Source organism: Rahnella laticis (genome assembly GCF_015644585.1).
Classification (GTDB): domain Bacteria; phylum Pseudomonadota; class Gammaproteobacteria; order Enterobacterales; family Enterobacteriaceae; genus Rahnella; species Rahnella laticis.
This window is the reverse complement of sequence record NZ_JADOBI010000016.1, coordinates 56169-82663: the sequence shown is the minus strand read 5'-3', so window position 1 is coordinate 82663 and position 26495 is coordinate 56169. Positions and strand designations below refer to the sequence as shown.

At 54.0% G+C, this 26495-nt stretch carries 26 protein-coding genes and 4 tRNA genes; 17 read left to right on the top strand and 13 right to left on the bottom strand.

Features of this window, described 5'->3' with window-relative positions; translation table 11 throughout:
• Positions 1-30 precede the first annotated feature (30 nt).
• Positions 31-429 carry a YgiW/YdeI family stress tolerance OB fold protein gene (locus IV433_RS24005; RefSeq protein ID WP_193333091.1) on the bottom strand — a complete coding sequence of 133 codons (399 nt, stop codon included), beginning with the start codon at positions 427-429 and terminating at the stop codon, positions 31-33.
• Between the two features lie 173 nt (positions 430-602).
• Here IV433_RS24005 and IV433_RS24000 point away from each other — a divergent pair, with 173 nt between their 5' ends.
• The 10 genes from IV433_RS24000 to IV433_RS23955 all read left to right on the top strand — a co-directional run bounded on the left by IV433_RS24000 (position 603) and on the right by IV433_RS23955 (position 10174).
• Positions 603-1046 (top strand): DUF2919 domain-containing protein, encoded by a 444-nt coding sequence (locus IV433_RS24000; RefSeq protein ID WP_195816204.1) that lies wholly within the window; start codon positions 603-605, stop codon positions 1044-1046.
• A 147-nt stretch (positions 1047-1193) separates the two neighbouring features.
• On the top strand, positions 1194-1817 hold the full coding sequence (locus IV433_RS23995) for an RpoE-regulated lipoprotein (protein WP_195816205.1): 624 nt from the start codon (positions 1194-1196) through the stop codon (positions 1815-1817).
• A 124-nt stretch (positions 1818-1941) separates the two neighbouring features.
• A complete protein-coding gene (locus IV433_RS23990; protein ID WP_195816206.1) occupies positions 1942-2841 on the top strand; it encodes a Dyp-type peroxidase in 900 nt (299 codons plus the stop codon).
• A gap of 248 nt (positions 2842-3089) precedes the next feature.
• A complete protein-coding gene (locus tag IV433_RS23985) occupies positions 3090-4112 on the top strand; it encodes a sulfate ABC transporter substrate-binding protein (RefSeq protein WP_195816207.1) in 1023 nt (340 codons plus the stop codon).
• Positions 4112-4942 (top strand): sulfate/thiosulfate ABC transporter permease CysT, encoded by an 831-nt coding sequence (gene cysT / locus IV433_RS23980; protein ID WP_101076275.1) that lies wholly within the window; start codon positions 4112-4114, stop codon positions 4940-4942. The genes IV433_RS23985 and cysT overlap by 1 nt, the downstream gene beginning before the upstream one ends.
• Entirely contained in the window at positions 4942-5817 is an 876-nt protein-coding gene (gene cysW, locus IV433_RS23975; protein WP_152324520.1) for a sulfate/thiosulfate ABC transporter permease CysW, read from the top strand. The genes cysT and cysW overlap by 1 nt, the downstream gene beginning before the upstream one ends.
• On the top strand, positions 5807-6901 hold the full coding sequence (cysA, locus tag IV433_RS23970) for a sulfate/thiosulfate ABC transporter ATP-binding protein CysA (RefSeq protein WP_195816208.1): 1095 nt from the start codon (positions 5807-5809) through the stop codon (positions 6899-6901). The genes cysW and cysA overlap by 11 nt, the downstream gene beginning before the upstream one ends.
• 116 nt (positions 6902-7017) lie before the next feature.
• Positions 7018-7902 (top strand): cysteine synthase CysM, encoded by an 885-nt coding sequence (cysM, locus tag IV433_RS23965; protein ID WP_195816209.1) that lies wholly within the window; start codon positions 7018-7020, stop codon positions 7900-7902.
• Positions 7903-8160: 258 nt separating this feature from the next.
• Positions 8161-8844 carry a response regulator transcription factor gene (locus IV433_RS23960; RefSeq protein WP_101076260.1) on the top strand — a complete coding sequence of 228 codons (684 nt, stop codon included), beginning with the start codon at positions 8161-8163 and terminating at the stop codon, positions 8842-8844.
• Complete coding sequence (locus tag IV433_RS23955; RefSeq protein WP_195816210.1) at positions 8825-10174, top strand: HAMP domain-containing sensor histidine kinase; 1350 nt, start codon at positions 8825-8827, stop codon at positions 10172-10174. Before IV433_RS23960 ends, IV433_RS23955 begins: the two co-directional genes overlap by 20 nt.
• A 92-nt stretch (positions 10175-10266) precedes the next feature.
• Here the strand turns inward: IV433_RS23955 and crr are convergent, their stop codons facing one another.
• The 5 genes from crr to cysZ form a co-directional block, all read right to left on the bottom strand.
• Complete coding sequence (crr, locus tag IV433_RS23950) at positions 10267-10776, bottom strand: PTS glucose transporter subunit IIA (RefSeq protein ID WP_152324516.1); 510 nt, start codon at positions 10774-10776, stop codon at positions 10267-10269.
• Positions 10777-10823: 47 nt separating this feature from the next.
• On the bottom strand, positions 10824-12551 hold the full coding sequence (gene ptsI, locus IV433_RS23945; protein WP_195816211.1) for a phosphoenolpyruvate-protein phosphotransferase PtsI: 1728 nt from the start codon (positions 12549-12551) through the stop codon (positions 10824-10826).
• Positions 12552-12600: 49 nt separating this feature from the next.
• Complete coding sequence (gene ptsH / locus IV433_RS23940; protein ID WP_013574433.1) at positions 12601-12858, bottom strand: phosphocarrier protein Hpr; 258 nt, start codon at positions 12856-12858, stop codon at positions 12601-12603.
• 401 nt (positions 12859-13259) lie between these two features.
• Positions 13260-14225, bottom strand: coding sequence for a cysteine synthase A (gene cysK / locus IV433_RS23935; RefSeq protein WP_195816212.1), 966 nt, complete (start codon positions 14223-14225; stop codon positions 13260-13262).
• Between the two features lie 233 nt (positions 14226-14458).
• On the bottom strand, positions 14459-15244 hold the full coding sequence (gene cysZ, locus IV433_RS23930; RefSeq protein WP_195816213.1) for a sulfate transporter CysZ: 786 nt from the start codon (positions 15242-15244) through the stop codon (positions 14459-14461).
• Between the two features lie 223 nt (positions 15245-15467).
• Between cysZ and zipA the strand changes: the two genes are divergently transcribed.
• From zipA to IV433_RS23915, 3 genes are all read left to right on the top strand, one after another.
• Positions 15468-16445 (top strand): cell division protein ZipA, encoded by a 978-nt coding sequence (gene zipA, locus IV433_RS23925; protein ID WP_195816214.1) that lies wholly within the window; start codon positions 15468-15470, stop codon positions 16443-16445.
• 71 nt (positions 16446-16516) lie between these two features.
• Complete coding sequence (gene ligA / locus IV433_RS23920; RefSeq protein WP_195816215.1) at positions 16517-18538, top strand: NAD-dependent DNA ligase LigA; 2022 nt, start codon at positions 16517-16519, stop codon at positions 18536-18538.
• A 1-nt stretch (position 18539) separates the two neighbouring features.
• Positions 18540-18782, top strand: a complete 243-nt coding sequence (locus IV433_RS23915) for a DUF3820 family protein (RefSeq protein WP_152324510.1) — start codon at positions 18540-18542, stop codon at positions 18780-18782.
• A 54-nt stretch (positions 18783-18836) separates the two neighbouring features.
• On the opposite strand, the gene IV433_RS23910 is transcribed toward IV433_RS23915, so the two are convergent.
• On the bottom strand, positions 18837-19826 hold the full coding sequence (locus IV433_RS23910) for a bile acid:sodium symporter family protein (RefSeq protein ID WP_195816216.1): 990 nt from the start codon (positions 19824-19826) through the stop codon (positions 18837-18839).
• Between the two features lie 98 nt (positions 19827-19924).
• Here IV433_RS23910 and IV433_RS23905 point away from each other — a divergent pair, with 98 nt between their 5' ends.
• Positions 19925-20851, top strand: a complete 927-nt coding sequence (locus IV433_RS23905; protein WP_195816217.1) for a LysR family transcriptional regulator — start codon at positions 19925-19927, stop codon at positions 20849-20851.
• A 32-nt stretch (positions 20852-20883) separates the two neighbouring features.
• Here IV433_RS23905 and IV433_RS23900 read toward each other — a convergent pair whose 3' ends face one another.
• Both IV433_RS23900 and IV433_RS23895 read right to left on the bottom strand, forming a co-directional pair.
• Complete coding sequence (locus tag IV433_RS23900; protein WP_195816218.1) at positions 20884-21222, bottom strand: FlxA-like family protein; 339 nt, start codon at positions 21220-21222, stop codon at positions 20884-20886.
• A 116-nt stretch (positions 21223-21338) separates the two neighbouring features.
• A complete protein-coding gene (locus IV433_RS23895) occupies positions 21339-21887 on the bottom strand; it encodes a nucleotidyltransferase family protein (RefSeq protein ID WP_195816269.1) in 549 nt (182 codons plus the stop codon).
• A 256-nt stretch (positions 21888-22143) separates the two neighbouring features.
• On the opposite strand from IV433_RS23895, the gene eat reads away from it, so the two are divergent.
• The 3 genes from eat to eutC are packed head-to-tail and all read left to right on the top strand — an operon-like array spanning position 22144 to position 25778.
• Positions 22144-23553, top strand: a complete 1410-nt coding sequence (eat, locus tag IV433_RS23890) for an ethanolamine permease (protein ID WP_195816219.1) — start codon at positions 22144-22146, stop codon at positions 23551-23553.
• Positions 23554-23574: 21 nt separating this feature from the next.
• Positions 23575-24957 (top strand): ethanolamine ammonia-lyase subunit EutB, encoded by a 1383-nt coding sequence (locus IV433_RS23885; protein WP_195816220.1) that lies wholly within the window; start codon positions 23575-23577, stop codon positions 24955-24957.
• 11 nt (positions 24958-24968) lie between these two features.
• Entirely contained in the window at positions 24969-25778 is an 810-nt protein-coding gene (gene eutC, locus IV433_RS23880; protein ID WP_195816221.1) for an ethanolamine ammonia-lyase subunit EutC, read from the top strand.
• Between the two features lie 68 nt (positions 25779-25846).
• Here eutC and IV433_RS23875 read toward each other — a convergent pair.
• The 4 genes from IV433_RS23875 to IV433_RS23860 form a co-directional block, all read right to left on the bottom strand.
• Positions 25847-25922, bottom strand: a tRNA-Lys gene (locus IV433_RS23875).
• A 7-nt stretch (positions 25923-25929) separates the two neighbouring features.
• A tRNA-Val gene (locus IV433_RS23870) sits at positions 25930-26005 on the bottom strand.
• Between the two features lie 43 nt (positions 26006-26048).
• Positions 26049-26124: transfer RNA gene (locus tag IV433_RS23865), tRNA-Val, on the bottom strand.
• A gap of 46 nt (positions 26125-26170) precedes the next feature.
• Positions 26171-26246 (bottom strand) — tRNA-Val (locus tag IV433_RS23860).
• Positions 26247-26495 lie beyond the last annotated feature (249 nt).

Genomic DNA, 26495 nt, shown 5'->3' with positions numbered 1-26495 from the left:
GGCTTTTTACGTCAAAGGCTTAACGGGCGATTACTTGATCACTTTTACGCTTTTGACGTCCACTTCCACAGAGTTCCAGTCTTTATCGACTTTACCTTCAATGCGGATTTTATCTTTTGGCGAGACGTTCTGACCCTGCCAGCGTTTACCGTCGATCTCCACGTTGAGCGTACCGGTGCTGTCGCGGAAAATATATTTGTCGTGATCGACGCGCTGATCGAGGAAGCCTTCGAGCATCACCCACTGATCGTCTTTCATCGTCTGCACATCTTTCACTGTGCTGAGCGCGGTAGTGCCGGTGAATCCGCCCTGCGCCGCCGGCTGTGTTTGGGCTTCCTGCGCGGAAGGGCCGCTGAACCCGCCTGTTTGTTGTGCGAACGCTGTCGCTGAACAAAGTGTAATGAGGGTTGCCAGAGTGATCTTCTTCATCATAATAGGTCGTCCTTAATTTAACGTTTCCAGAGTACATTCCGGCAACAGTGAGATTTTTAAAGCCTGTTGCCGCGTTGAGAAACAGTAAAGCAGATTGTTCTTAACAGTTTCTTAAGCTGCGTTGATTATTGTTCAATTTCACTTTGTTTGAAGGAATGTGTTTCACGTTTATGAATCCGGATGATTATAACGATCACGGTATGTTGCGGTTACCTCTGTGGTTCTGGACAATCCTGATTTTGCAGGCCCGCACGTGGCTGCTGTTCGTCATGGCGGGCGCCTCGCGTCAGCAGGGCAGCGAGATGCTGTCGCTGTTTTACCCTGATCCGCAGAGTTTCTGGTCCGGCATGTTGCTGGGTTTACCGCCCGCGCTGGTTTTCCTGCTGAGCGGACGCCGGCATTTGTGGCCACGCATCTGGCAGGCGGGTTACTGGCTGTTGCTGGCGGGGATGTTTGCGACCTTTGCCTTACAGGGTTTAGGCGTGTGGCAAAGTACCGATACGCTGTCGGCGGTGGATATCCTGCTGGCGCTGCTCGATGCTGCCGCGCTGGCGTACTGGCTGCTCAGCCGCCGTTTGCGCGCCTGTTTTGATGCCGCGCGCCGTCTGGCCTGATGCCATTTCCCGACCCGCGCTGAACTTTTTCGGAAAGAAAGTACTCGAACTGGCGCTTAACAACGATTTCCAAATAATAAATACGCTGCTGATTTATCCGTCAGGCCGCCCCGGTTTGCGGAAATTTGCAGGAAAGGAGTGTACCGAATGACTGTTCGCTTACGGGCCCGCCCGATGTTGCTGGCGTTACCGCTTTTTCTCGCCGGTTGCTCGTCAATGCCGTCCATGCCGCATATGTCATGGTCAGGTCTGAACCCGCTTAACTGGTTTGGCAGCAGCCTGACCGTGACCGATCAGGGCGTTGGCGGTATCACGGCCAGCACGCCACTGACGGAAACCGCCATCAAAGACGGGCTCAACGGTAACTATTCCCTGCGCAGCGGTATGTCGATGAGTGACGGCAAAATGCTGAGCTTCTTCCAGGCGATGGACGGCAAAGACGTGAAATTGTCCGTCAGCGGCGAGCCGAAAGGTAACGTGCAGCGGGTGGATGTGATGGATCCTGAAGTGGCGAGCGAGTGGGGCGTGAAAATTGGCACGTCGTTCAGCGATCTCTATACCAAAGCGTTTGATTCGTGCGTAAAAGGTGAAGGCGACGATGCGCAGAACGTGGAGTGTAAAGCGCCGCAAAGTGCACGCGTCACTTATGTGTTTAGCGGGATCTGGCACGGCCCGGAATCCCTGATGCCTTCTGACGACGCCCTGAAAGACTGGAAAGTCAGCAAAATCGTCTGGCGCGCTAATCCGCTGCAAACCGGTCAGGCGCAGTAACGCCGCTTTTCGCTTGCCGGCGCTTTAGCCTGCAAAAGAAGTCCTCAATGCCTTGCCTTCGCGCAAGGCATTTTTATTGACATCCGGTATGATGGCGCCGGTCAATTTAACGAGGATGAGAAAAATGACTCAGGTTCAGAGCGGCATTTTGCCCGAACATTGCCGTTTCGCCATTTACATTGAAGCGAAAGCTCAGGGTGACCTGGATGCGCTCCGGCAGGGCTGCCGTGCATTTGTGGCCGCATTAAACGATATGCAGCAAAAATTCCCCGCTGAACATGTGGGCGCGGTCGTGGCTTTTGGCCACGACGTCTGGCGCGACCTGTCCGGTAATCAGGGCGCAGACGAGCTGAAAAACTTTGAGCCGCTGGGCAAAGGGCTGGCCCCGGCCACGCAGCGCGACATGCTGCTGCACATTCAGTCACTGCGTCATGATATTAACTTCGCACTTGCACAGGCCGCGCTGAAAGCGTTTGGCAGCGCGATTGTGGTGGAAGAAGAAACTCATGGTTTCCGCGCTCTCGAAGAACGCGACCTCAGTGGGTTTGTCGACGGCACCGAAAACCCGAAAGCCGACGCCCGCGCGCAGGTTGCCATCATTCCTGAAGGTTCTGTGGACGCAGGCGGTAGCTACGTGATGGTTCAGCGTTGGAAACATAATCTGGTGCAATGGGAGCGTTTCTCCGTGCAGCAGCAGGAAGAAGTGATTGGCCGCACGAAAGATACCGATGAAGAATTGGATCCGGAAACGCGCCCTGAAACTTCCCACGTCAGCCGTGTGGATCTGAAAGAAGACGGCAAAGGCCTGAAAATTCTGCGTCAGAGCCTGCCTTACGGCACCGCCAGCGGCGAGCACGGCCTGTATTTCATCAGCTATGCCGCGCGTTTGTGGAACATTGAGAAACAGCTGCTCAGTATGTTTGGCGATCTGGATGGCAAACGTGACGCGATGCTGCGTTTCACCCGTCCGGTGACCGGCAGCTATTTCTTCGCGCCGTCCCTGACCCGTCTGGCTGCACTGTAAGTTCTCTTTGCCGTAAGCTCTCTGTGCTGTAAAAAAATATGCGTTCAGCGCGTCCGTTTCCGGGCGCGCTTTATTCCTTCCCTTCGTGTTTCTCCCTGCGTTTGTTAATGCCTTATAGCTTTTCATGCTTGAAAATCACCAAATGGTATATAAAACCGTTACAGCCTGAACCTCAGTTATAAATACACTGTGTGATATTGAGCGGCTTTTCTGACGCCGCATATCGGTTCATTCACCTGAGGCTGAGCATGAAAACGATTGGTTTTGCTGGAAATTTGCTGAAAGGTTCGCTGGCTGCACTGTTGCTGACCAGCGGGGCGGCGTCTGCCACCGAATTGCTGAACAGTTCTTACGATGTTTCCCGTGAGCTTTTTGCCGCGCTGAATCCGCCTTTTCAGAAACAGTGGGCAGATCAGAACAACGGTGACAAGCTGGAAATCAAACAGTCGCATGCCGGTTCTTCCAAACAGGCGCTGGCGATTTTGCAGGGTCTGAAAGCCGACGTAGTGACGTATAACCAGGTGACGGACGTGCAGATCCTGCATGACAAAGGCAATCTGATCCCCGCCGACTGGCAAAGCCGTCTGCCGAATAACAGTTCCCCGTTTTATTCCACCATGGCGTTTCTGGTGCGCAAGGGAAATCCCAAGAACATCCACAGCTGGGATGATTTAGCGCGTCCCGGCGTCGCTCTGGTGTTCCCGAATCCGAAAACGTCCGGCAATGGCCGCTACACCTATCTCGGTGCATGGGGCGCTTATAACATTGAAGACAACAAAAATACCGCACAAACCCGCGCGAAAATGGCGAGTTTCCTCAAAAACGTACAGGTGTTTGATACCGGCGGTCGCGGCGCAACAACGACGTTCGTGGAACGCGGTCTGGGCGATGTGTTAATCAGCTTCGAATCCGAAGTGAACAACATCCGCAAGCAGTATGGCGATGATAAATACGAAGTCATTGTGCCGAAGGTCGACATTCTGGCTGAGTTCCCGGTGGCCTGGGTCGACAAAAATGTCGAGAAAAACGGCACGGAGAAAGCTGCAAAAGATTATCTGAATTACTTGTGGAGCCCGCAGGCGCAAAAAATCATCACCAGTTTTAATTACCGCGTGTATGACAAAACGGCGATGGCGGCGGCAAAAGGGCAGTTCCCGGACACCAAACTGTTCAAGGTTGAAGATCAGTTCGGCGGCTGGCCACAAGTGATGGAAACCCATTTCAGTACCGGCGGTGAGCTGGACAAACTGTTAGAGCAAGGTCACCAGTAATGTTGTTGACGAGCAAACGCGTATTACCCGGATTTACCCTGAGCCTCGGCAGCAGCCTGTTGTTCGTCTGTCTGGTGTTATTGCTGCCGCTGAGTGCGCTGGTCATGCAGCTTTCCCAAATGACGCTGGCGCAATACTGGGATGTTATCACCAATGGTCAGGTGGTGGCGGCGTATAAAGTCACGCTGCTGGCGGCGGGCGTGGCGAGTATTTTCAACGGTTTATTCGGCATGCTGATGGCCTGGATCCTGACGCGTTACGAATTTCCGGGCAAAAGCCTGATTGACGGCCTGATGGATTTGCCGTTTGCGTTACCGACCGCCGTGGCCGGTCTGACACTGGCCGGGCTGTTTTCGACCACCGGTTTTTACGGCCAGTGGCTGGCGCATTTTGATATCAAAGTGGCCTACACCTGGCTGGGTATCGCCGTGGCAATGTCGTTTACCAGTATTCCGTTTGTGGTGCGCACCGTGCAGCCGGTTCTGGAAGAACTGGGGCCGGAATACGAGGAAGCGGCCGAGACGCTGGGCGCATCGCGCTGGCAGAGTTTTCGCCGCGTAGTGTTGCCGGAAGTGATGCCTTCGCTGCTGGCGGGCACGGCGCTGTCGTTCACCCGCAGTCTGGGGGAATTTGGCGCGGTCATTTTCATCGCCGGGAATATTGCCTGGAAGACCGAAGTGACCTCGCTGATGATTTTCATCCGCTTGCAGGAATTTGATTATCCGGCGGCCAGCGCCATTGCGTCGGTGATCCTTGCGGCGTCGCTGCTGTTGCTGTTTGCGATTAACACCTTACAGAGCCGTTATGGCCGTCGTCTGGGAGGCCAGTAATGTCTGATATTCCGGCTTTTGCAGGTGAAACCCGCCAGCGTATCGACTGGGTAAAATGGCTGCTTATCGGCACCGGCGTGCTGATTTGTGTTCTGCTGCTGGTGATCCCGATGATCAGCATTTTTGTGCTGGCGTTTTCGGACGGCATCGCGGCGGTCTGGAAGAATCTGTCGGATTCCGACATGTTGCATTCCATCTGGCTGACCGTGCTGATGGCGCTGATTACCGTGCCGGTTAACCTGATTTTCGGCACGCTGCTGGCCTGGCTGGTGGCGCGTTTTAACTTCCCGGGGCGTCAGTTGCTTCTGACGCTGATCGACATCCCGTTTGCCGTCTCGCCGGTGGTGGCCGGTTTGCTGTATCTGCTGTTCTACGGCACTAACGGCCCGCTCGGCGGCTGGCTTGATGCGCACAACATTCAGTTTATGTTCGCGTGGCCGGGCATGGTGATGGTGACGATTTTCGTGACCTGCCCGTTTGTTATCCGTGAGCTGGTGCCGGTGATGCTGAGCCAGGGCAGCCACGAAGATGAGGCAGCGGTGTTGCTCGGGGCGTCCGGCTGGCAGATGTTCCGCCGCGTGACGTTACCCAATATCCGCTGGGCTTTGCTGTACGGCGTGGTGCTGACCAATGCCCGTGCGATTGGCGAGTTCGGTGCCGTGTCGGTGGTGTCCGGTTCTATTCGTGGCGAAACCTACACGCTGCCTCTACAGGTTGAATTACTGCATCAGGACTACAACACCGCGGGCGCGTTTACTGCCGCCGCGCTGCTGACCCTGATGGCGATTGTCACACTGTTTCTGAAAAGCGGCCTGCAATGGCGTCTGAAGCGCCACAACGACCGTCTTGAGCGGGAGGAAAATCATGAGCATTGAAATTAACGGTATCAACAAATACTTTGGCCGCACGAAGGTGCTCAATGATATTTCGCTCGATATTGCTTCCGGTGAGATGGTTGCGCTGCTCGGGCCATCCGGCTCCGGCAAAACGACGCTGCTGCGCATTATCGCCGGTCTGGAGAACCAGAGCGCCGGTCGCCTGAGTTTCCATGATAAAGACGTGACCCGCGTGCATGCCCGCGATCGTCAGGTCGGTTTTGTGTTCCAGCATTACGCGCTGTTCCGCCACATGACGGTGTTCGACAATATTGCCTTCGGACTGACCGTTTTGCCGCGTCGCGAGCGTCCGAACGCCGAAGCGATTAAGCAGAAAGTCTCAAAATTGCTGGAGATGGTGCAGTTAAGCCATCTGGCAAACCGCTATCCGGCGCAGCTCTCCGGTGGTCAGAAACAGCGTGTCGCGCTGGCGCGTGCGCTGGCCGTGGAACCGCAAATTTTGCTGCTTGATGAACCGTTTGGCGCGCTCGATGCGCAGGTGCGTAAAGAACTGCGCCGCTGGCTGCGTCAGTTACATGAAGAGCTGAAATTCACCAGCGTGTTCGTGACTCACGATCAGGAAGAAGCCATGGAAGTGGCGGATCGCGTCGTGGTAATGAGTCAGGGCAATATTGAGCAGGTTGGCGCACCGCAGGAAATCTGGCGTGAACCGGCGACCCGCTTCGTGCTGGAATTCATGGGCGAAGTGAATAAAATCAGCGGCGACATTCGCGGCTCACAGCTTTATGTGGGCGCGCATCACTGGCCGCTGGAGAACCCGACGCTGCATCAGGGCGCGGTGGATTTGTTCCTGCGTCCGTGGGAGATGGAAATTACCGCCCAGAGTACGCCACGTTGCCCGCTGCCGGTGAAAGTGCTGGAAGTCAGCCCGCGTGGTCACTTCTGGCAGCTGATTGTGCAGGCCGAAGGCTGGCATGACGAACCGCTTTCCGTGGTGCTTTCTGATACTCACGGCAATGCGGCTCCGCAGCGCGGCGATCGTTTTTATGTCGGCGGGCTGAACGGACGCCTGTATGCGGGCGATCAGCCGCTACAACCCGTTGCGTTAGCGGAGAGCGCCTGATATTTTTTAATCAGCAGGTTTCTCCGGGCGGTCTCTGAGCCGCCCTTTTTATCGTCTGATATCTCTTTATGTAATTTTTATCAGTCCATAGTTCGTTTTGATATAAGGCAAGCCCCGTGAGTACGCTCGAACATTACATCGGTAATACACCGCTGGTGAGATTACAGCGATTACCCAAAGATCTGGACAGTGAAATTTGGGTCAAGCTGGAAGGCAATAATCCTGCCGGTTCGGTCAAGGATCGCGCTGCGCTGTTTATGATTGAACAGGCGGAAAAGCGCGGTGAAATCCGACCGGGCGATACGCTGATTGAAGCGACCAGCGGAAATACCGGGATCGCGCTGGCCATGATTGCCGCGCTCAAAGGTTATAAGCTGAAATTGCTGATGCCGGAGAATATGAGCCTGGAACGGCAGGCGTCGATGCGCGCTTACGGCGCTGAGCTTTTGCTGGTCAGCCGTGCGCAGGGCATGGAAGGCGCACGCGATCTGGCGCTGGATATGGAAAAGCAGGGGCTGGGCAAAGTGCTGGATCAGTTTAATAATCCGGACAACCCGCTGGCGCATTTCACCACCACCGGCCCGGAAATCTGGCAACAAACACACGGGCGCGTTACGCATTTTGTTTCCAGTATGGGCACCACGGGCACAATCACCGGTGTCAGCCGCTTTTTGCGCAGCCAGCATGCGGGCGTGCAGATTATTGGTCTGCAACCAGCGGAAGGCAGTAGCATTCCAGGCATCCGCCGCTGGCCGCAGGCGTATCTGCCCGGCATTTTCAATCCTGAGCTGGTGGATGAAGTGATGGACATGGGGCAGGGCGAAGCAGAAGACACGATGCGCGCACTGGCGCGTGAGGAAGGGCTCTTTTGCGGCGTGAGTTCCGGCGGCGCTGTCGCAGGCGCGCTGCGCGTTGCCAGAAGCCATCCGGGCAGCGTGGTGGTCGCGATTATCTGCGATCGCGGCGACCGTTATCTCTCGACGGGCGTTTTTTCTGACTAAGAACTCCTGACGTAAAGCGTGGTCACATTTAACAGGCAGGCCTTTGCGCCTGCCTTTTGCTTTCTGTTAAACGCTAACAGATTGATTTTAATCTTCTATAATAGTGATAGCGTAAAACACGTTACCTTTATTCCTTACACTCGGGTTTCTGCGGGATGAAATTCTGTCAGAGACTGTGTAAAAAAAGAGTAAAAGCGGCTGCGTAATGCAGGCTTAGTGGTAAAAATGACCAAAATTTTAGCCAGGCGGAAATAAAGAATGAAAATCTTGTTAGTCGATGACGATCTTGAATTAGGCACCATGCTCAGTGAATACCTGATCGCAGAAGGTTTTGACGCCTCTCTGGTGCTGACCGGTAAAGCGGGCGTGGAAGGCGCGATGTCTGGCGAATACACCGCAATGATCCTCGACATTATGCTGCCGGACATGAGCGGTATTGATGTACTGCGTCAGGTGCGCAAAAACAGCCGTCTGCCGATTATCATGCTGACGGCCAAAGGCGACAATATTGACCGCGTGATCGGCCTGGAAATGGGCGCTGACGATTACATGCCAAAACCGTGTTATCCGCGCGAACTGGTGGCGCGACTGCGTGCGGTGCTGCGCCGTGTGGAGGAACAGCAGGAATCGCATTCTGATTCCTCATCGGTTAATTACGGCGACCTGACGCTGAATCCGGCGACCCGCAGCAGCGAATGGCGCGGTGTTCCGTTTGACCTGACGGCTTCAGAATTTAATTTGCTGGAACTGCTGCTGCGTTCGCCTGAACGCGTGGTGTCAAAAGATGAGCTGTCGGAAAAAGGCCTGGGGCGTCCGCGTGAAGCTTACGACCGCAGTATTGATGTGCACATCAGTAATATCCGTCAGAAACTGGGGTCACTGGAAGGTGGCGATATTCTGACTATTGAAACGGTGCGCAGCATTGGCTATCGAATCCGCTAAACGTCTGCGCGGAAGGTTGTTCTGGAAAATCCTGCTGGGATTCTGGTTTACCTTCGTGGCAATCACTCAGGGGCTCTGGGTGGTTTTTGCGTTTTATAATCCGCATGAACCGCCGGAAAGTGGCATTGCCCGGCGTTTTGTGAAACTCCAGATTACCTCGGCGGTTTCCACGCTTCATTCCGGTGGTCTGCCCGCGCTTAATGCCATGATGGCCGACTGGCCGGAAGATGATCGTCAGTTCTTCTCGGTAGCGCCTTCACTGCTTCCTGCGCAGGGCAGCACGATGCAGGATCTGGAACCGGGTAAGATCCCGCATGAAGTGGTGGAGTTCGTGCAGGGGCCGGACGGGCAGGGTTACCGGCTTCGTTACGATGTCGCCGGGCTGATGGACGAGTACCGCCCAAGAAGACACCGGGAATTACTGAACATGCCGCCGCCGTTGCTCTGGCTTGGCGGGTTAGGCGGTCTGTTATTCAGTCTGGTTCTGGCCTGGAACCTGACAAGGCCGATGCTGCAAATGCGTAAAGCGTTCGGGCGGGTTGCACAGGGCGATTTATCGGTGCGTCTGTTTTCCAGTATGGGCAAACGGCACGATGAGCTGTCCGAGGTGGCGCGTGATTTCGACTCGATGGCGGAACGTTTGCAGGTGCTGGTGAAAGCGCGTGAAGAGCTGTTGCACGACGTTTCACATGAGCTGCGTTCTCCTCTGGCCCGTTTGCAGCTGGCGATTGGTCTGGCGCGGCAAAACCCGTCTAACGTTGAAACCTCTCTCAGCCGTATTGAGCACGAAGCAGGGCGTCTGGATAAGATGATCGGCGAACTGCTTGCGCTGTCGCGAACGGAAAACAGCGAAATCCCGGACGAAGAGTATTTTGATCTGTACGGGCTGGTGGAAGCGGTCGTCAATGATGCCCGTTACGAAGCACAGCTGCCGGGCGTGAATATCACGATGCACCCGGAAGTGCCGGACGAAATGGATTACACCGTGAAAGGCAATGCTGAGCTGATGCGGCGCGCGGTCGATAATGTGGTGCGTAACGCGCTGCGCTTTTCCGCCCGCGGGCAGACCATCAGCGTTTCTCTGGCGCAGGTTGAAGAGTTTTTACAGATTGAAGTGGCCGATCAGGGGCCGGGCGTGGAAGAGGATAAGCTGTCGAGTATCTTTGACCCGTTTGTGCGCGTGAAATCGCCGTTGTCTGGCAAAGGTTACGGCCTGGGGCTGGCGATTACCCGCAAAGTGATGCTGGCACATGACGGCAAAGTTGATGCCCGTAACGCGCAACCTCACGGATTGGTGATCAGCCTGATGGTGCCGCACTGGAAGATTTAAACGTTCAGTCCTTTCAGTCTTACAAAAGATTCAGGTAATAAAAAACGGCGCACTGAGCGCCGTTTCTTTTACTTCTTGTTTCTTCGGGCTGATTACTTCTTGATACGGATGATTGGGGTTTCGCCCACAGTCACGCTACCGGTCAGTTTAATCAGCTCTTTGATCTCGTCCATGTTAGAGATAACAACCGGAGTCAGGGTAGACTTCGCTTTCTCTTCCAGCAGGGCCAGATCAAATTCGATTACCAAATCGCCTTTCTTAACGCGCTGACCTTCTTCGGCGATACGTTTGAAGCCTTCGCCTTTCAGTTCAACGGTGTCGATACCGAAGTGAACAAACAGTTCGATGCCACTGTCGGATTCGATTGAGAAAGCATGGTTAGTTTCGAAGATTTTACCGATAGTCCCGTCAACCGGAGCAACCATTTTGTTGCCCGCTGGTTTGATAGCAATACCGTCGCCTACGATTTTCTCAGCGAAAACAACGTCAGGCACGTCTTCAATGTTGACAATTTCACCAGACAGCGGCGCCACGATTTCAATGATGCCAACGTCTTTTTTATCATCCGAAACCAATGATTTCAGTTTATCGAACAAACCCATGATCTTCTCCTAAGCATTAATTTGGGCAGCTTTACAGCATCGCGCAATTAGCAGAGTGTTTTTTCTTCAATGAACTTGTTAACCAGGTTCATCAACTCTTGCGCCGTAGGTTGAGCCAGGGCCTGATCTGCCAGCGCTTTCACATCTTCGAAGTTTGTATTGCGAATAATTTTCTTGATGCGTGGGATAGAGATAGCACTCATGCTGAACTCGTCTAACCCCATGCCCAATAGAAGAAGTGTAGCACGTTCGTCACCGGCTAGCTCGCCACACATCCCTGTCCATTTACCGGCAGCATGAGATGCGTCAATAACTTGTTTAATTAAACCAAGTACAGACGGAGACATTGGGTTGTACAGATGAGAAATCAGCTCATTACCGCGATCCACAGCCAAAGTATACTGGGTAAGATCGTTTGTACCAATACTGAAGAAATCGACTTCTTTCGCCAGATGATGAGCAATCACAGCAGCCGCTGGAGTCTCAACCATCACGCCAACTTCGATTGTTTCATCGAATGCCTGGCCTTTTTCGCGCAGCTCAACTTTCAGCATTTCGAGTTCTGCTTTCAGTTCACGCACTTCTTCAACAGAAATGATCATCGGGAACATGATGCGCAGTTTGCCGAACGCAGAAGCACGCAGAATACCTTTCAGCTGGTCGTGAAGAATTTCTTTACGATCCAGACAGATACGGATTGCACGCCAGCCCAGGAATGGGTTTTCTTCTTTTGGCAAGTTCATGTACGGCAGGTCTTTATCACCGCCGATGTCCATGGTACGTACGATAACCGCCTGTGAACCCATCGCTTCAGCAACGGCTTTATATGCCTGGAATTGCTCTTCTTCGGTAGGCAGGCTGTCACGGTCCATGAACAGGAATTCTGTACGATACAGGCCGACACCTTCAGCGCCATTGCGCTCTGCACCGGCGACGTCGCGCACGGTACCGATGTTGGCACAAACTTCCACCTGATGGCCGTCCAGCGTAATCGCCGGCAGATCTTTCAGTTTGGTCAGTTCGTCTTTTTCAGAGATGTACTGGTTCTGAACCGCTTTCAGCTCATCAATAACGTCCGCCGTCGGGTTGACGTAGATTTTATTGTTTACAGCGTCGAGGATCAGATAGTCATCATTTTTGACTTGTTTGGTCACATCACTGGTGCCGACGATAGCAGGCAGTTCCAGTGAGCGGGCCATGATAGAGGTGTGAGAAGTACGGCCACCCAAATCAGTAATGAAGCCCAAAACCTTGTTCAGGTTCAGCTGTGCGGTTTCTGATGGCGTCAGATCGGTCGCAACCAGAATAACCTCGTCCTGGATTGAGCTCAGATCAACGATAGCCATGTCCAGAATGTTGCGCAGCAGACGTTTACCGATATCACGTACGTCAGCCGCACGTTCTTTCAGGTATTCATCGTCCAGCTCTTCCAGGGCTTTCGCCTGGCCTTCAATCACAGAGAAAGCAGCCGCATCCGCAGAGGCGTGCTCGTCTTTGATGAGGGCTATGATTTCCTGTTCAAGCTCTTCGTCTTCCAACAACATGATGTGGCCTTCGAAGATGGCTTCTTTCTCTTCACCGAAGGTCTCACCGGCTTTGGTCTTGATCACTTCCAGCTGGGCTGATGCTTTCGCACGGCCAGCAAGGAAACGTTCAACTTCCTGATCAACCTGATCAGGAGAGATTTTTTTCCGGTTGATGACAATTTCATCTTCTTTCAACAGAAGTGCTTTGCCGAAAGCGATACCGGGAGATACTAAAATGCCTGAAATCATAACCCTACCTTTCTCTTGACTGGTTTAAACTATATAAGAGCGGCTGTTGTTACTCGAGCTCTGCCATCAGTTTTACCAAGTGTTCAACGGCTTTTTGCTCGTCTTCACCTTCAGCTGAGAGGGTCACAACGGTACCTTGGGTCAGGCCCAGAGTTTGCAGTTTGAACAGGCTTTTAGCACTGGCGCTTTTACCGTTTGAAGTCACGGTGATGTCAGAAGCAAAACCTTTGGCTTCTTTCACGAACTGTGCAGCAGGGCGAGTGTGCAGACCATTAGGAGCGGTAATAGTAACTTCTTGCTGGAACATTGTTGTTTCCCCAACTTATTAAAGTAATGTTGTGGGACTAAAGTTTAGCTTATAGGCTTCACTTTAGCCTGTAGAGATTAGCGCCTGACTATGGTTCAGGGGCAGGTTCAGATGCAACAGAAAAGAGAAAATAGCGCACTCAGCGATAAAACACTTTGCCCTAGATCCAAGCTTTCCTGTTATTCCGCCATTATGCCGTTTTTTTCCCTCATGTAACAAATCGGTAAATCGATTCAGCGGGCGGCGTCATGGAAGCGATTAATTTCACGCAGCGAAATAATTGTCCGGTTAAATACTAAACCTGGCGCGTAAAATCAATGATGGAGTGGTATAAACTTTGACGTAGCCCACAAAAAAGCACCCCGAAAGGTGCTTTTTTAATCGCTTTTAAGGATGTGGCATTATTGTTGCAATTCTTTTTCCGTAAACAAATCTGCAAACAATGCGGTACTCAGATAGCGTTCGCCGGAGGACGGCAGGATAACGACGATAGTCTTATCGGCAAATTCCGGTTCTTTTGACAATTTCACGGCGGCTTCAACGGCTGCACCGGAAGAAATCCCCGCCAGAATGCCTTCTTCTTCCATCAGGCGACGTGCCATCTGCATAGATTCGTCATTCGTGATCAGCGTGACGCGATCCAGCAGTTCCAGATCCAGGTTGCCCGGAATAAAACCGGCACCGATACCCTGAATTTTGTGCGGGCCGGGTTTCACTTCTTCGCCATTCAGCGTTTGAGTAATTACCGGAGAATCGGTTGGCTCAACGGCTACCAGCGTGACGCTGCTTTTTTTACTTTTCAGATAACGGCCAGTCCCTGTGATGGTGCCGCCGGTGCCGACGCCAGCAATCAGCACGTCAACCGCGCCATCGGTATCTTCCCAGATTTCCGGGCCGGTGGTTTGTTCGTGGATCGCCGGGTTTGCCGGGTTGCTGAACTGCTGAAGGATGAGGTAACGATCCGGATCGCTGGCCTGAATTTCTTCGGCTTTCGCAATCGCACCTTTCATGCCTTTCGCGCCTTCTGTCAGAACCAGGTTTGCACCCAGCGCTTTCAGCAGCTTACGGCGTTCAACGCTCATGGTTTCCGGCATGGTCAGCGTGAGTTTATAACCGCGCGCTGCGGCAACGTACGCCAGCGCAATCCCGGTGTTCCCGCTGGTCGGTTCAACCAGTTCGATATCTTTGGTCAGAATGCCGCGTTTTTCAGCATCCCAAATCATGTTCGCGCCGATGCGACATTTCACGCTGAAGCTCGGGTTACGTGACTCGACCTTAGCCAGAATACGGCCATTACCGATACGGTTCAGGCGAACCAGTGGCGTATGGCCAATTGTTAATGAATTGTCTTCATAGATCTTGCTCATAACCCGTCCTTTAACTGTATGAAATATTCACGGTGTGAAGCTTTCAACACTATGAAATTAGTGGGAATCAGAAAAGCATACGCGAACGGCTTTCCGAGTGAAGTAAGGTTTTGGTATTTGCTATACCGATCCGTTATTAAGAAATAAGTTTGGGATAAAAAAGTCAAGCATAGCAAACAGCCGCACTGAGGCGGCTGTTAAGGAAAAAAAGGATCGGGATGCGGATTGTGCCGCTATGTTCGCGTGGTATTAACGTCGATATTATTTTTCACATACACCGCGCGGTAACGGTCGCACCACATGGCAGTGGCTCCGCAAACGGCGACGGGCAGGATCACCAGATTCAGCACCGGAATGAGGGTGAACAGGCTGACCAGCGAGCCAAACTGCATGTTGTCGATTTTGTTGCTGCCGAGCGAGCGGCGCATATCGGCAAAGCTGACTTTGTGGTTATCGAACGGGTAGTCACAATACTGAATCACCACCATCCACGCGCTGAAGAAGAACCACAGCACCGGCGCGAGGGTCTGACCAATCACCGGAATGAAATACAATGCAAACAACAGCACGGCGCGGGGCAGGTAATACGCCAGTTTCTGCCATTCGCGTTTCATGATACGCGGCAGATCTTTCATGATGTCCCAGATACCGCTGTCAGGCAGCGGTTTGCCGGTCAGGCGCGCTTCGAGCTGCTCCGCGAGTAATCCGCTGAACGGCGCAGCTATCCAGTTAGCAATCGTGCTGAAAAAGTAGCTGAACACCAGCAGCACCGAAAGCACGACGATCGGCCAGACCAGGTAATCGAGCCAGCTGAGCCACGCCGGGACTTTACTCATCATCGCCGGGATCCACTCTCCCAATTTGGTAAACAGCCACCAGAACGCGCCGCCCATCAGGACAACGTTCACGGCCAGCGGTAAAATCACAAAACGTCGTATCCCGGGTAAGGAAATGAGCGTCCAGCCCTGTTTGAAATAATGCACGCCGTTTTCTTGTCTGGCGCTTTGCGATGAAGTCATAAACGAAATTTTCTCTCTGAGTTGAATGACATGGGCTATCATATCGGTATGATTTTCCACTGGCTAGCGGTGGATTGGCTGAAAAAACAGCAAAAAAAGGTGCAACTACCCTATTTATTAGCAGAAAGTAGAGTCGAGACTTGCACTTATCTACGTGGGCAAATAGAGTTAATATTGTGAATGTTTGCCGTGGTGGCAATGAATTAGAACAACAGAGATAGCAATGATGCAGGATTTGCGTCTGATATTAATCGTTGTTGGCGCGATCGCCATAATAGCGTTGTTGTTACACGGTTTGTGGACCAGCCGTAAAGAACGCTCTTCGCTTTTTCGTGATCGCCCAGCTAAACGTGTGAAAAAAGAACGGGAGCAATCTCCGTCTGACGATTTTGTCGATGGAGTGGGTGAAGTGCGCGTGCGTCCTGCTTATCCTCAGGATGAACCGACTTTCGGTCAGTATGACGACGAGCCGGAACAGTCTGCACCGCCACGTCAGCCACAGGTTCCACCTGTGCAGCCAGCGCCTGTTGCCCGTCCTCAACAACCGGTTCGCCCGCAGCAACATGCTGTGCAGGAAGACCCGTTGCTCAGTGGCTATTCCGCCGCTGAACCTGAGGCACCGCGTCGCGAACCTGTCGCTGATTTTACCCCTGAGGTAAAACCGCACGCGCCGGTTCCACCGCAGGAGATTCATGCCGAGGCCGCACCGGCTGCGAAAGCAGAACCTCAGCCAGCGCCTTTTGCGCCTGCTGAAGAAGCGCCTGCAGAGAAAGCTAAACTGAAAGAAACCGTTCTGGTTCTGCACGTTGCAGCGCATCAGGGCGGCGTGATTGGCGGTGAAGTGTTGCTTAACAGCGTGCTTCAGTCCGGCTTCCAGTTTGGCGCTATGAATATTTTCCATCGTCACGTCAGCCCTGCTGGCAGCGGTCCGGTATTGTTCAGTCTGGCCAATATGGTCAAACCGGGGTCGTTTGATCCTGACAATATGTCCGACTTCTCCACCCCTGGCGTTACGTTGTTCATGATGGTGCCTTGCTACGGCGATGCGCATCAGAACTTTAAACTGCTGCTGCAGTCAGCCCAGCGTATTGCCGATGATGTCGGTGCGATGGTGCTTGATGATGAGCGTCGTATGATTACGCCGCAGAAGCTGGAAACGTACAAAGCGCGGATCCGTGAGGTCCTCGAGGCGACCGCCTGATTCTGGCGTTCGTGAAACACCCATTCCCCTAACCCCCGCTTGCCGGGGGTTTTTTATCTCCACGGTGAGTCATGGCCACTATCGAAGAACAGATCAATCATTTACGCACTCAGCTGCGTCATCACGAATATCAGTATCACGTTCTGGATGCCCCGGAAGTGCCGGATGCCGAATATGACCGCTTAATGCGTGAACTGCGCGAGCTGGAAACCGCGCATCCTGAGCTGATTACCGCTGACTCACCGACTCAGCGCGTGGGCGCCGCGCCGCTATCGGCTTTTGAGCAGGTGAAACATCGTGTGCCGATGCTGTCGCTGGACAACGTTTTCGATGAAGAAAGCTATCTGGCGTTTTATAAGCGCGTTCAGGACCGGCTGAAAACCACTGAACCGCTGACATTCTGCTGTGAGCTGAAGCTCGACGGTCTGGCGGTCAGTTTGCTGTATGAAAATGGCGAACTGGTGCAGGCGGCAACGCGCGGTGACGGCACAACCGGCGAGAACATCACGGCCAATGTGCGCACCATCCGCGCCATTCCGCTGCGTCTGCACGGTGACAATATTCCTGAGCGTCTGGAAGTGCGTGGCGAAGTCTTTATGCCGCAGCCGGGCTTTGAAGCGATGAATGAAGAAGCACGACGCACCGGCGGGAAAGTGTTCGCGAACCCGCGTAATGCGGCGGCAGGTTCTTTGCGCCAGCTTGATCCGCGTATCACGGCTAAACGCCCGCTGACTTTCTTCTGCTACGGCGTGGGGCTGCTGGAAGGCGGCGAACTGCCGCGCAGTCATCATGATCGTCTGCAACAGCTCAAAGCCTGGGGATTGCCGGTCAGCGACCGTGTCCGTGTGTGTACCGGCAGCGACGACGTACTGGCGTTTTACCGTCAGGTTGAAGCCGATCGCCCGTCGCTCGGTTTTGATATCGACGGCGTGGTGGTCAAAATTGATTCTCTGGATATTCAGGAAACGCTGGGCTTTGTGGCGCGCGCACCGCGCTGGGCAACGGCGTTTAAATTCCCGGCGCAGGAACAGATTACGCTGGTGAAAGACGTCGAGTTTCAGGTTGGACGTACCGGCGCCATTACGCCGGTTGCCCGTCTGGAGCCGGTGCTGGTTGCAGGCGTAATGGTCAGCAATGCGACGCTGCACAATGCGGATGAAATTGAGCGCCTCGGCCTGCGTATTGGCGATACTGTGATTGTCCGCCGTGCCGGTGATGTTATCCCGCAAGTGGTAGGTGTCGTGCTGGATGAACGCCCGGAAGATGCCCGTGAAGTGGTTTTCCCGACGCATTGCCCGGTCTGTCATTCAGACGTTGAGCGTGTCGAAGGCGAAGCCGTCGCCCGTTGTACCGCTGGCCTGGTTTGTGGCGCGCAGCGTAAAGAAGCGCTGAAGCATTTTGTTTCCCGCCGCGCGCTGGACGTCGACGGTATGGGCGACAAAATTATCGATCAGCTGGTGGAAAAAGAGTACGTCAAAAATCCGGCGGATCTGTTCCGTCTGACCGCCGGCAAGCTCACCGGGCTGGATCGCATGGGGCCGAAATCAGCCCAAAATGTGGTGAATGCGCTGGAAAAAGCCAAAGAAACCACGCTGGCGCGGTTCCTGTACGCGCTCGGCATCCGTGAAGTGGGCGAAGCCACGGCGGCCAATCTGGCAGCGCATTACGGCTCCGTCGACGCACTGAAAGCTGCGGATATTGAATCGCTGAAAACCGTGCCGGACGTCGGTGATGTTGTGGCGAAGCACGTTGTGAATTTCCTGTCAGAAGAACATAACCATCAGGTGATCGACGAATTGCTGAGCCCGGAAATTAATATTCACTGGCCGGAAGTTCAGGTCATTGTGCCGGAAGAAATCGACAGCCCGTTTGCCGGTAAAACCGTGGTGCTGACCGGATCGTTGTCTATTTTGTCGCGCGATGAAGCGAAAGATCGTCTGACTGCGCTGGGGGCAAAAGTGTCCGGCAGCGTGTCGAAGAAAACCGATCTGGTGATCGCCGGTGAAGCGGCGGGATCAAAACTGGCGAAAGCGCAGGAACTGGGCATTGAAGTCATCGACGAAGCGGAGATGATCCGCCTGCTGGGCGACTGAAATGGAAAAAGAAGATCTGATTAAAATCGCCAATACGGTGATGCCTTTTGGCAAATATGCCGGAAGGGTGCTGATTGATTTGCCGGAGGAATATCTGCTGTGGTTTGCCCGCAAAGATGAATTTCCCGAGGGGAAACTCGGCGAACTGATGCAGCTGACGCTGGCGATTAAAAGCGAAGGGCTGCAAAGCCTGATTAATCCGCTGCGCCGCAACGGGCCAGGTTTGGGCGGCACGGACGAATAACAACGTTTCATTCTGAGACTAAAGGCGCTGATTTCAGCGCCTTTATTTTTGACATTACTCCGTCACCTGCGCCTGACTGGGCGCCACTTCCTTTTGCTTCTTCTGATAGCGTTTCGCCAGCACCGCACAGGTCATCAGCTGCACCTGATGGAAAATCATCAGTGGCAGAACCATCATGCCAATCGCACTGACCGGGAAGAGGATATTGGCCATCGGAATACCGTTCGCCAGGCTCTTTTTGGAACCGCAGAACACAATGGTAATTTCATCCGGTTTACTGAATCCCAGCCAGCGTGCGGCGTAGGTATTGATCACCAGAACAAAGGCCAGCAGCACCAGACTGAAAGCCACGATAAACAGCAGGGAACCGATGCCCACCTGATGCCAGATCCCCTGCGTGACGGCTTCACTAAACGCGGAATATACTACAAGAAGGATCGACGTCTGGTCGGTTTTGCCGATCATTTTACGGTGACGTTCCACAAAACCGCCAATCAGCGGACGCAGCAAATGACCGGCGATAAACGGTACCAGCAGTTGCAGCACAATGTGCCCGACCTGCTCCAGACCGTTGCCTGTTTCCCCCTGAACATGCATCAGCAAACTCACCAGCAGCGGCGAAACAAAAATGCCCAGCAGGCTGGACGCGGAGGCGCTGCACACTGCCGCCGCGACGTTTCCGCCCGCCAGAGAGGTAAATGCGATTGCTGACTGAACGGTCGCCGGCAAAATACACAGATACACAAATCCGCTGTAAATCTGCGGGCTGACGTCAACCGGATGCCACCACTGGAACAGCAGGCCGAGGATTGGGAACAAAATAAACGTGCTGAACATCACCCATAAATGCAGCCGCCAGTTATTGCTGCCCTGAAAAATGGCTTCTCGCGACAGCTTGGCGCCATGCATAAAGAACAGCAGGCCGATGGCGAAAATGGTCAGATTGTTGAAAAAGGCGACAAACATCCCGCTGGCAGGAAAGAATGTGGCGAGTAAAACGGTGGCGATCAGGGTTAAGGTGAAACGATCGGGTAAGAAGCGCATGCGGATTCTCTGAGAAGTCGTAATGGAATTCCGCTATTTTGGGCGTTTGCGATACAATTAAAAAATTGATTTATTTAATCCATTGATGTGAAAAATTCATGAATTACTCTCTCAGGCAGCTTCGGGTTTTTGTTGCGGTAGCGCGCTATGGCAGCTTTAGCCAGGCAGGGGAAGCGATCGGTCTTTCACAGTCTGCCGTCAGCCACAGTATGAAAGAGCTGGAAGCCGAAATGGGCGTCCGTTTACTGGATCGCACAACACGGGAAGTTGTGCTGACCAGCGCGGGGCTGAGTTTGTCAAAGCGGGTGGAGCCGTTACTCGACGAACTGCACGCGATGCTGCTCGATACCCGGAGCTTCGGAACACAGCACAATGGCCGCGTCAGAATCGCTTCCAGCCAGACCATTTCCGCGCAACTGATGCCGCAATGTATCGCCAGCGGGCAGGCACAATATCCCGATATTCGCATTTTGCTGCGTGACCAGGCACAGCAACTGGTGCTGAGCAGCGTGAGAAATGCGGAAGTGGATTTCGGCATTGTGATCGACCCCGGTGAGAGTACGGATCTCGACTGTGAACCGATCTTGCATGAGCCTTTTTTGCTGCTGTGCCGCGAGGATCATCCTTTTGCTGCGCAAACGGCTGTTGGCTGGCCTTCGCTTAACGGCTGCAAACTGGTATTGCAGGATTACGCGTCAGGCAGCCGGATACTCATCGACGGCGCGCTGAAAGCGCAGAAAGTGAAGGCGGAAATCGCGCAGGAGATTGGTCATCCGGCCACGTTATTTCCGATGGTTGAAGCGGGGATTGGGATCAGCGTGTTGCCCGCACTGGCGCTTCCGTTGCCGGAAGGCAGCCGTCTGGTCATAAAACCGCTGGTGCCGGAAATTAACCGTGTACTGATGCTGGTGAAACGCAAAAACCGTTCGCTCTCGCCGGCGGCGCAGGCCATCTGGCAGGTCGTGAAAGAACAGGCGGATTTACTGAGGGAAAAACGCAGCCAGCAGGGCGTTTTCGGTTTCTGACGCCTTGCTGGCTGTTTGGATATTTACTGCAATCAGACGTAGATATCGATGGCGTTCGTGTCGGAAGGTTTGTTCACGCCTTCTTTCTTCGTTTCAGCGGCGGCTTGTTGCTGTTGTTGCTGCTGAAGCGCTTTCTGAGCTTGCTGCTGTTCGATTTGCGCAATTTGCTGTTGCAGCAATTCGATTTGTTGTTGCAGAAGTTCCTGTTGTTGCTGAACGTCTTCAGTGCTGCCGCCTGAGCTGCTCAGGTTTTTGACCTGTTCAGTCAGCTTCGCAATCTGTTTGGTTAACTGAGCAATCTGGCTTGAGCTGCCGGAGTCACTGGTGGACGCCGTGCTCACCGAACTGCTGGTGGCGCTGATAGTAGTCATAATACCTCACTGTGTTGTCATAACGGTGCTGCCATAAAATTTTGCACGTAAGCGTGCTTAACAGGTATCGGCAGCCATCAGCGCGGCTTTATTGAGTTTTCATATTCCTTACAGTGTTAACGTATTTCTTGCACTTTCAGCTCAGGCCATAACGCCAGCCAGCCTTTATCATTCACGCGTTGCGCGAAAACTGCCGGGATTGCGTGGCGCGGATTCGGCGTGATACTAAAGGCAAACAGCGCCTCCAGCCCTAATGGCGCGTTCAGTTCAATTTGCCCGCCGGCATTAATTCTAGCGCCGATGGCGGTTTCCACTTCTACCCAATGGCTCATCGCTTCTGAGCTGGAAGAATAGGGCGCGTGCCCGTGGCGCTCATGCATGCGCGCCTGATTTTTCACCGACCAGGGTAATTCGGGCGAGCCTTTCATCAGACGCTGTTCGTAATGTTCGTCGGCCTGCGCGCTGCAATCCTTGCGATTGAAATACACCACGTCGATGTCATTGAGCGGCGTGGCCTGCGCGTAGCCATGCAGCCGGTCCCAGACCAGATTGCGGACGAAACCCGCCGCCAGCCACGCATCATTGAGTTCCAGCTCCCTGACCTGCAAAAGCGCTTTCAGGTGCAGCGGCTCCTCTGCCAGCCAGGTTGTAATTTGTTGTTCCATTTCCGTCACGCGAAACCTCCCGTTTTGTTGAGCTCAAATTGTAGCGTCTGTGGATGACATTTTCCCACGCACCGTTTCGGGCAATGCCCTTTACTTCGGCGCGCCAAAATGAAGCAAGCCATCCCGTGTCCAGGCTACAGGCCGCGCGGGCTCTGCCTTTCTTAAGTGGTACAGCCTTTGCAATATCCCCTGAGGGCAAGACAGCTGAAATACTCTTCGAACAATAATTGCATTATCACCGGGCAGGGGATCACATATGCAAACCACGAAAGTCACACCTGTTTTAAAGCGTACGCTGGGCAGTTTTAAACTTTGGGGCATTGCCGTCGGGCTGGTTATTTCCGGCGAATATTTTGGCTGGAGTTACGGATGGGCGCAGGCGGGCACGCTGGGATTTCTTATTACCGCGCTGGTGATTGCCGCCATGTATTGCGCTTTTATCTTTAGTTTCACTGAACTCACCACATCGATTCCGCATGCGGGCGGGCCTTTCGCTTACGCTTACCGCGCATTCGGCCCGACGGGCGGGTTTGTCGCCGGATTTGCCACGCTGGTGGAATTTGTATTTGCGCCGCCCGCGATAGCCATGGCCATTGGGGCCTATCTCAACGTGCAGTTTCCTGCGATTGAACCGAAATGGGTGGCGGTCGGCGCGTACATTGTCTTTATGGTGCTCAACATACTGGGCGTCAGCATTGCGGCAACGTTCGAATTGCTGGTGACGTTACTGGCGATATTCGAATTGCTAGTTTTTATGGGCGTCGTTGCGCCGGGCTTTGAGATGTCGAACTTTGTACACGGCGGCTGGGCGGGCAGCGATACCTTCAGCCCGGCAGCATTCTCCGGCATCTTCGCCGCCATTCCTTTCGCCATCTGGTTCTTCCTGGCCATTGAAGGCGCGTCGATGGCCGCAGAAGAAGCCAAAGATCCGCAGCGCACCATTCCGAAAGCGTTTATTGGCGGGATCCTGACCCTGACCGTTCTCGCGCTGGGCGTCATGCTGTTTGCCGGTGGCGTGGGCGACTGGACCAAACTTTCGAACATCAACGACCCGTTACCGCAGGCGATGAAACTGATTGTCGGCAGCAACAGTGGCTGGTTACACATGCTGGTCTGGCTGGGGCTGTTCGGCCTGATCGCATCATTCCACGGCATCATCATGGGGTATTCACGACAGATTTTTGCGCTGGCGCGGGCGGGTTATCTGCCTAAACGGCTGTCGAGTGTGAATGCGCGTTTCCAGACGCCACATCTGGGCATTATTGCCGGTGGTGTGGTCGGGATTGCAGCGATTTTCTCTGATTCCCTGATTGTGATTGGCGGGCAACCGCTGACGGCGAATATCGTGACAATGTCGGTGTTTGGCGCGATTGTGATGTACATCATTTCGATGGCCGCGCTGTTCAAACTGCGTCGCAGCGAACCGAACCTGATCCGCCCGTTCCGTGCGCCACTCTATCCTTTTGCGCCTGCACTGGCGCTGGTTCTGGCAGTAGTCTGTCTTATCGCTATGATCTACTACAACACCTTACTGTTTATGATCTTCGCCGCCATGATGTTGCTGGCTTACGCCTGGTTCCGCCTGACCCATCAGGCCCGCGCCGATGCCGCTGAAGATCTGCAATTACGCGGGCTACAGCCGGTTCCGGCCAAAAGTGGCAAATAATCCGGCCTGCTAAGGAGTGCTATGTTTCAGACGACATTAAGCCACCGCCGCTATCAGTTTGCGGATTTACGCGAACTGATGGCAAAAGCCTCCCCCGCGCGGTCGGGGGATTATCTGGCCGAAGTGGCAGCCACCAGCGCGGAAGAGCGTATGGCGGCAAAAATGGCGCTGGCGGAAGTTCCGCTCAAAACGTTCCTGCAACAACTGCTGGTGCCTTATGAAGAGGATGAAGTCACCCGGCTGATTATTGATACGCACGACGTCACGGCGTTTGCCGCGATTTCCCATCTGACCGTGGGCGATTTCCGCGACTGGCTGCTCAGTGAAAAAACTGACAGCTTCACGCTGGCCGCCGTGGCAAAAGGCATTACGCCGGAAATGGCGGCGGCCGTCAGCAAGCTGATGCGTAATCAGGATCTGATTCTGGTCGCCAAAAAATGCCGGGTGATTACCCGGTTCCGCAACACGATCGGGTTGCCGGGGCACATGAGCGTGCGGCTGCAACCCAATCATCCTACCGATAATTTGCAGGGCATTGCGGCCAGCATGCTCGACGGTTTGCTTTACGGCTCCGGCGACGCGGTGATTGGCATCAATCCCGCCAGTGATAGTTTGCCGTTGCTGGAAAATCTCAATTACATGCTTGATGACATCATTTCGCGATTCGAGATCCCGACCCAATCCTGCGTACTGACGCACGTCACCAATACTATCAAGCTGGTCGAACGCGGTGCGCCGGTCGATCTGGTCTTTCAGTCGATTGCGGGAACGGAAGCGGCGAACAGCGGTTTTGGCATTAATCTGGCGCTGCTGGCAGAAGCGCAACAGGCGGCGCTCAGTCTGAAACGCGGAACGCTGGGCGATAACGTCATGTATTTCGAAACCGGGCAGGGCAGTTGTCTGTCGGCGAATGCGCATTTTGGTGTCGATCAGCAAACCTGCGAAGCGCGCGCTTACGCCATTGCGCGGCATTTTTCGCCGCTGCTGATTAACACCGTGGTCGGTTTTATCGGGCCGGAATATCTGTATGACGGCAAGCAAATTATCCGCGCCGGTCTGGAAGACCATTTCTGCGGAAAATTGCTGGGCGTGCCGCTCGGCTGCGACGTGTGTTACACCAACCACGCCGAAGCCGATCAGGACGATATGGATACGCTGCTGACGTTGCTGGGTGCCGCCGGGCTGACGTTCCTGATTGGCGTGCCGGGCGCGGATGACATCATGCTCAATTATCAGAGCACCTCTTTCCACGACGCGCTGTACATCCGCGAGCTGCTGGGGCTGAAACACGCGCCGGAATTTGCCGTCTGGCTGGAGAAAATGAAAATTATTGATCCGCAGGGCGCATTGCAGGACACCCGCGCATCGCATCCGCTGCTACGCCAGTTACCCCAATTAATCTGAGGCCCGTTGTGATGAGTAAAGAAAAAGGGCAGGAACTCACGCCGCTGGTGCATAACAACCCGTGGGAAACGCTGCGGCAGTTTACTGCGGCGCGTATCGCGCTGGGGCGCACAGGCTCAAGTTTGCCCACCGATGAACTGCTGCGCTTTGGTTTAGCGCATGCGCAGGCGCGTGACGCTGTACATCAGCCTTTTGACAGCCAGCAGCTGGAACCTGAACTCGAAGCGCTGGGGCTGCAAACGCTGACCGTCGCCAGTGCCGCGCCTGACAGGGCAACGTATCTGTGCCGGCCAGATCTGGGGCGTAAACTTTCGCAAAGCAGCCGTCAGGCATTGCAGGAAAGGGCGGATGAACCGGCTGATATTGTGCTGGTCGTCGCCGACGGTTTGTCGTCCAAGGCCGTGCATCGTCAGGCTGTGCCGCTTATCGCTGCACTGTTGCCGTATTTACAGACACTTGAGCTGAAGCCGGGGCCGGTGGTGCTGGCGCATCAGTCGCGTGTGGCGCTGGGTGATGACATTGCGCAGGTGATGAAAGCCAAAGCGGTAGCGATTCTGATTGGAGAACGTCCGGGGTTATCGTCACCGGACAGTCTCGGGATTTACATGACCTGGGGGCCGCACACCAAAAGGCTGGAATCAGAACGCAATTGCATTTCAAACGTGCGTCCGGAAGGGCTGAACTACCCGCAGGCGGCATTTAAACTCGCGTGGCTGCTCGAACAATCTTTCCACCGCCAGTTGTCCGGGGTGAATCTGAAAGATGAAAGCGATAATCCCGCGCTGCACAATAAAGTCGTGCCGATGTTTAAACTGGAATAGCGGAGGGGAGAATATAACTCCCGGATGACAGAAACGAAAAAAGCGCCTAAAGGCGCTTTTCTCTGAATTGGTGGGCCGTGCTGGATTCGAACCAGCGACCAATTGATTAAAAGTCAACTGCTCTACCAACTGAGCTAACGGCCCGCAGAAGTGGTGGGCGATGACGGGCTCGAACCGCCGACCCCCTCCGTGTAAAGGAGATGCTCTACCAACTGAGCTAATCGCCCACTTCTGGGTACTTCCCCATGTAAGAAGAAACTTGCTGAGAAATGGTGGGCGATGACGGGCTCGAACCGCCGACCCCCTCCGTGTAAAGGAGATGCTCTACCAACTGAGCTAATCGCCCATTTCTCAATTCTTCCTACTTATCACAACGCGGCACTCTTAAAGAGTGGTGGGCGATGACGGGCTCGAACCGCCGACCCCCTCCGTGTAAAGGAGATGCTCTACCAACTGAGCTAATCGCCCCCGTCGTGATGGAGTCGCATTATAGGGATACTTGAAATAACGTCAACGCTTTTTAAAAACAAAAATGATCGTTCGGCTTATTTTTAGTCAACCTGGCGCGTTTCTCGCCCGCGTAGTCGATTCTTTACGCATTCATGGCCTTAAACAAGGTCACTGCCCCTGTATCAGCGTTGAGGAATCAGGGCAGAGTGGTAGAATGTCAGCCACTTTTTGTTAATTGATAGCGACGTTATTCAGCGTTGCGTTATT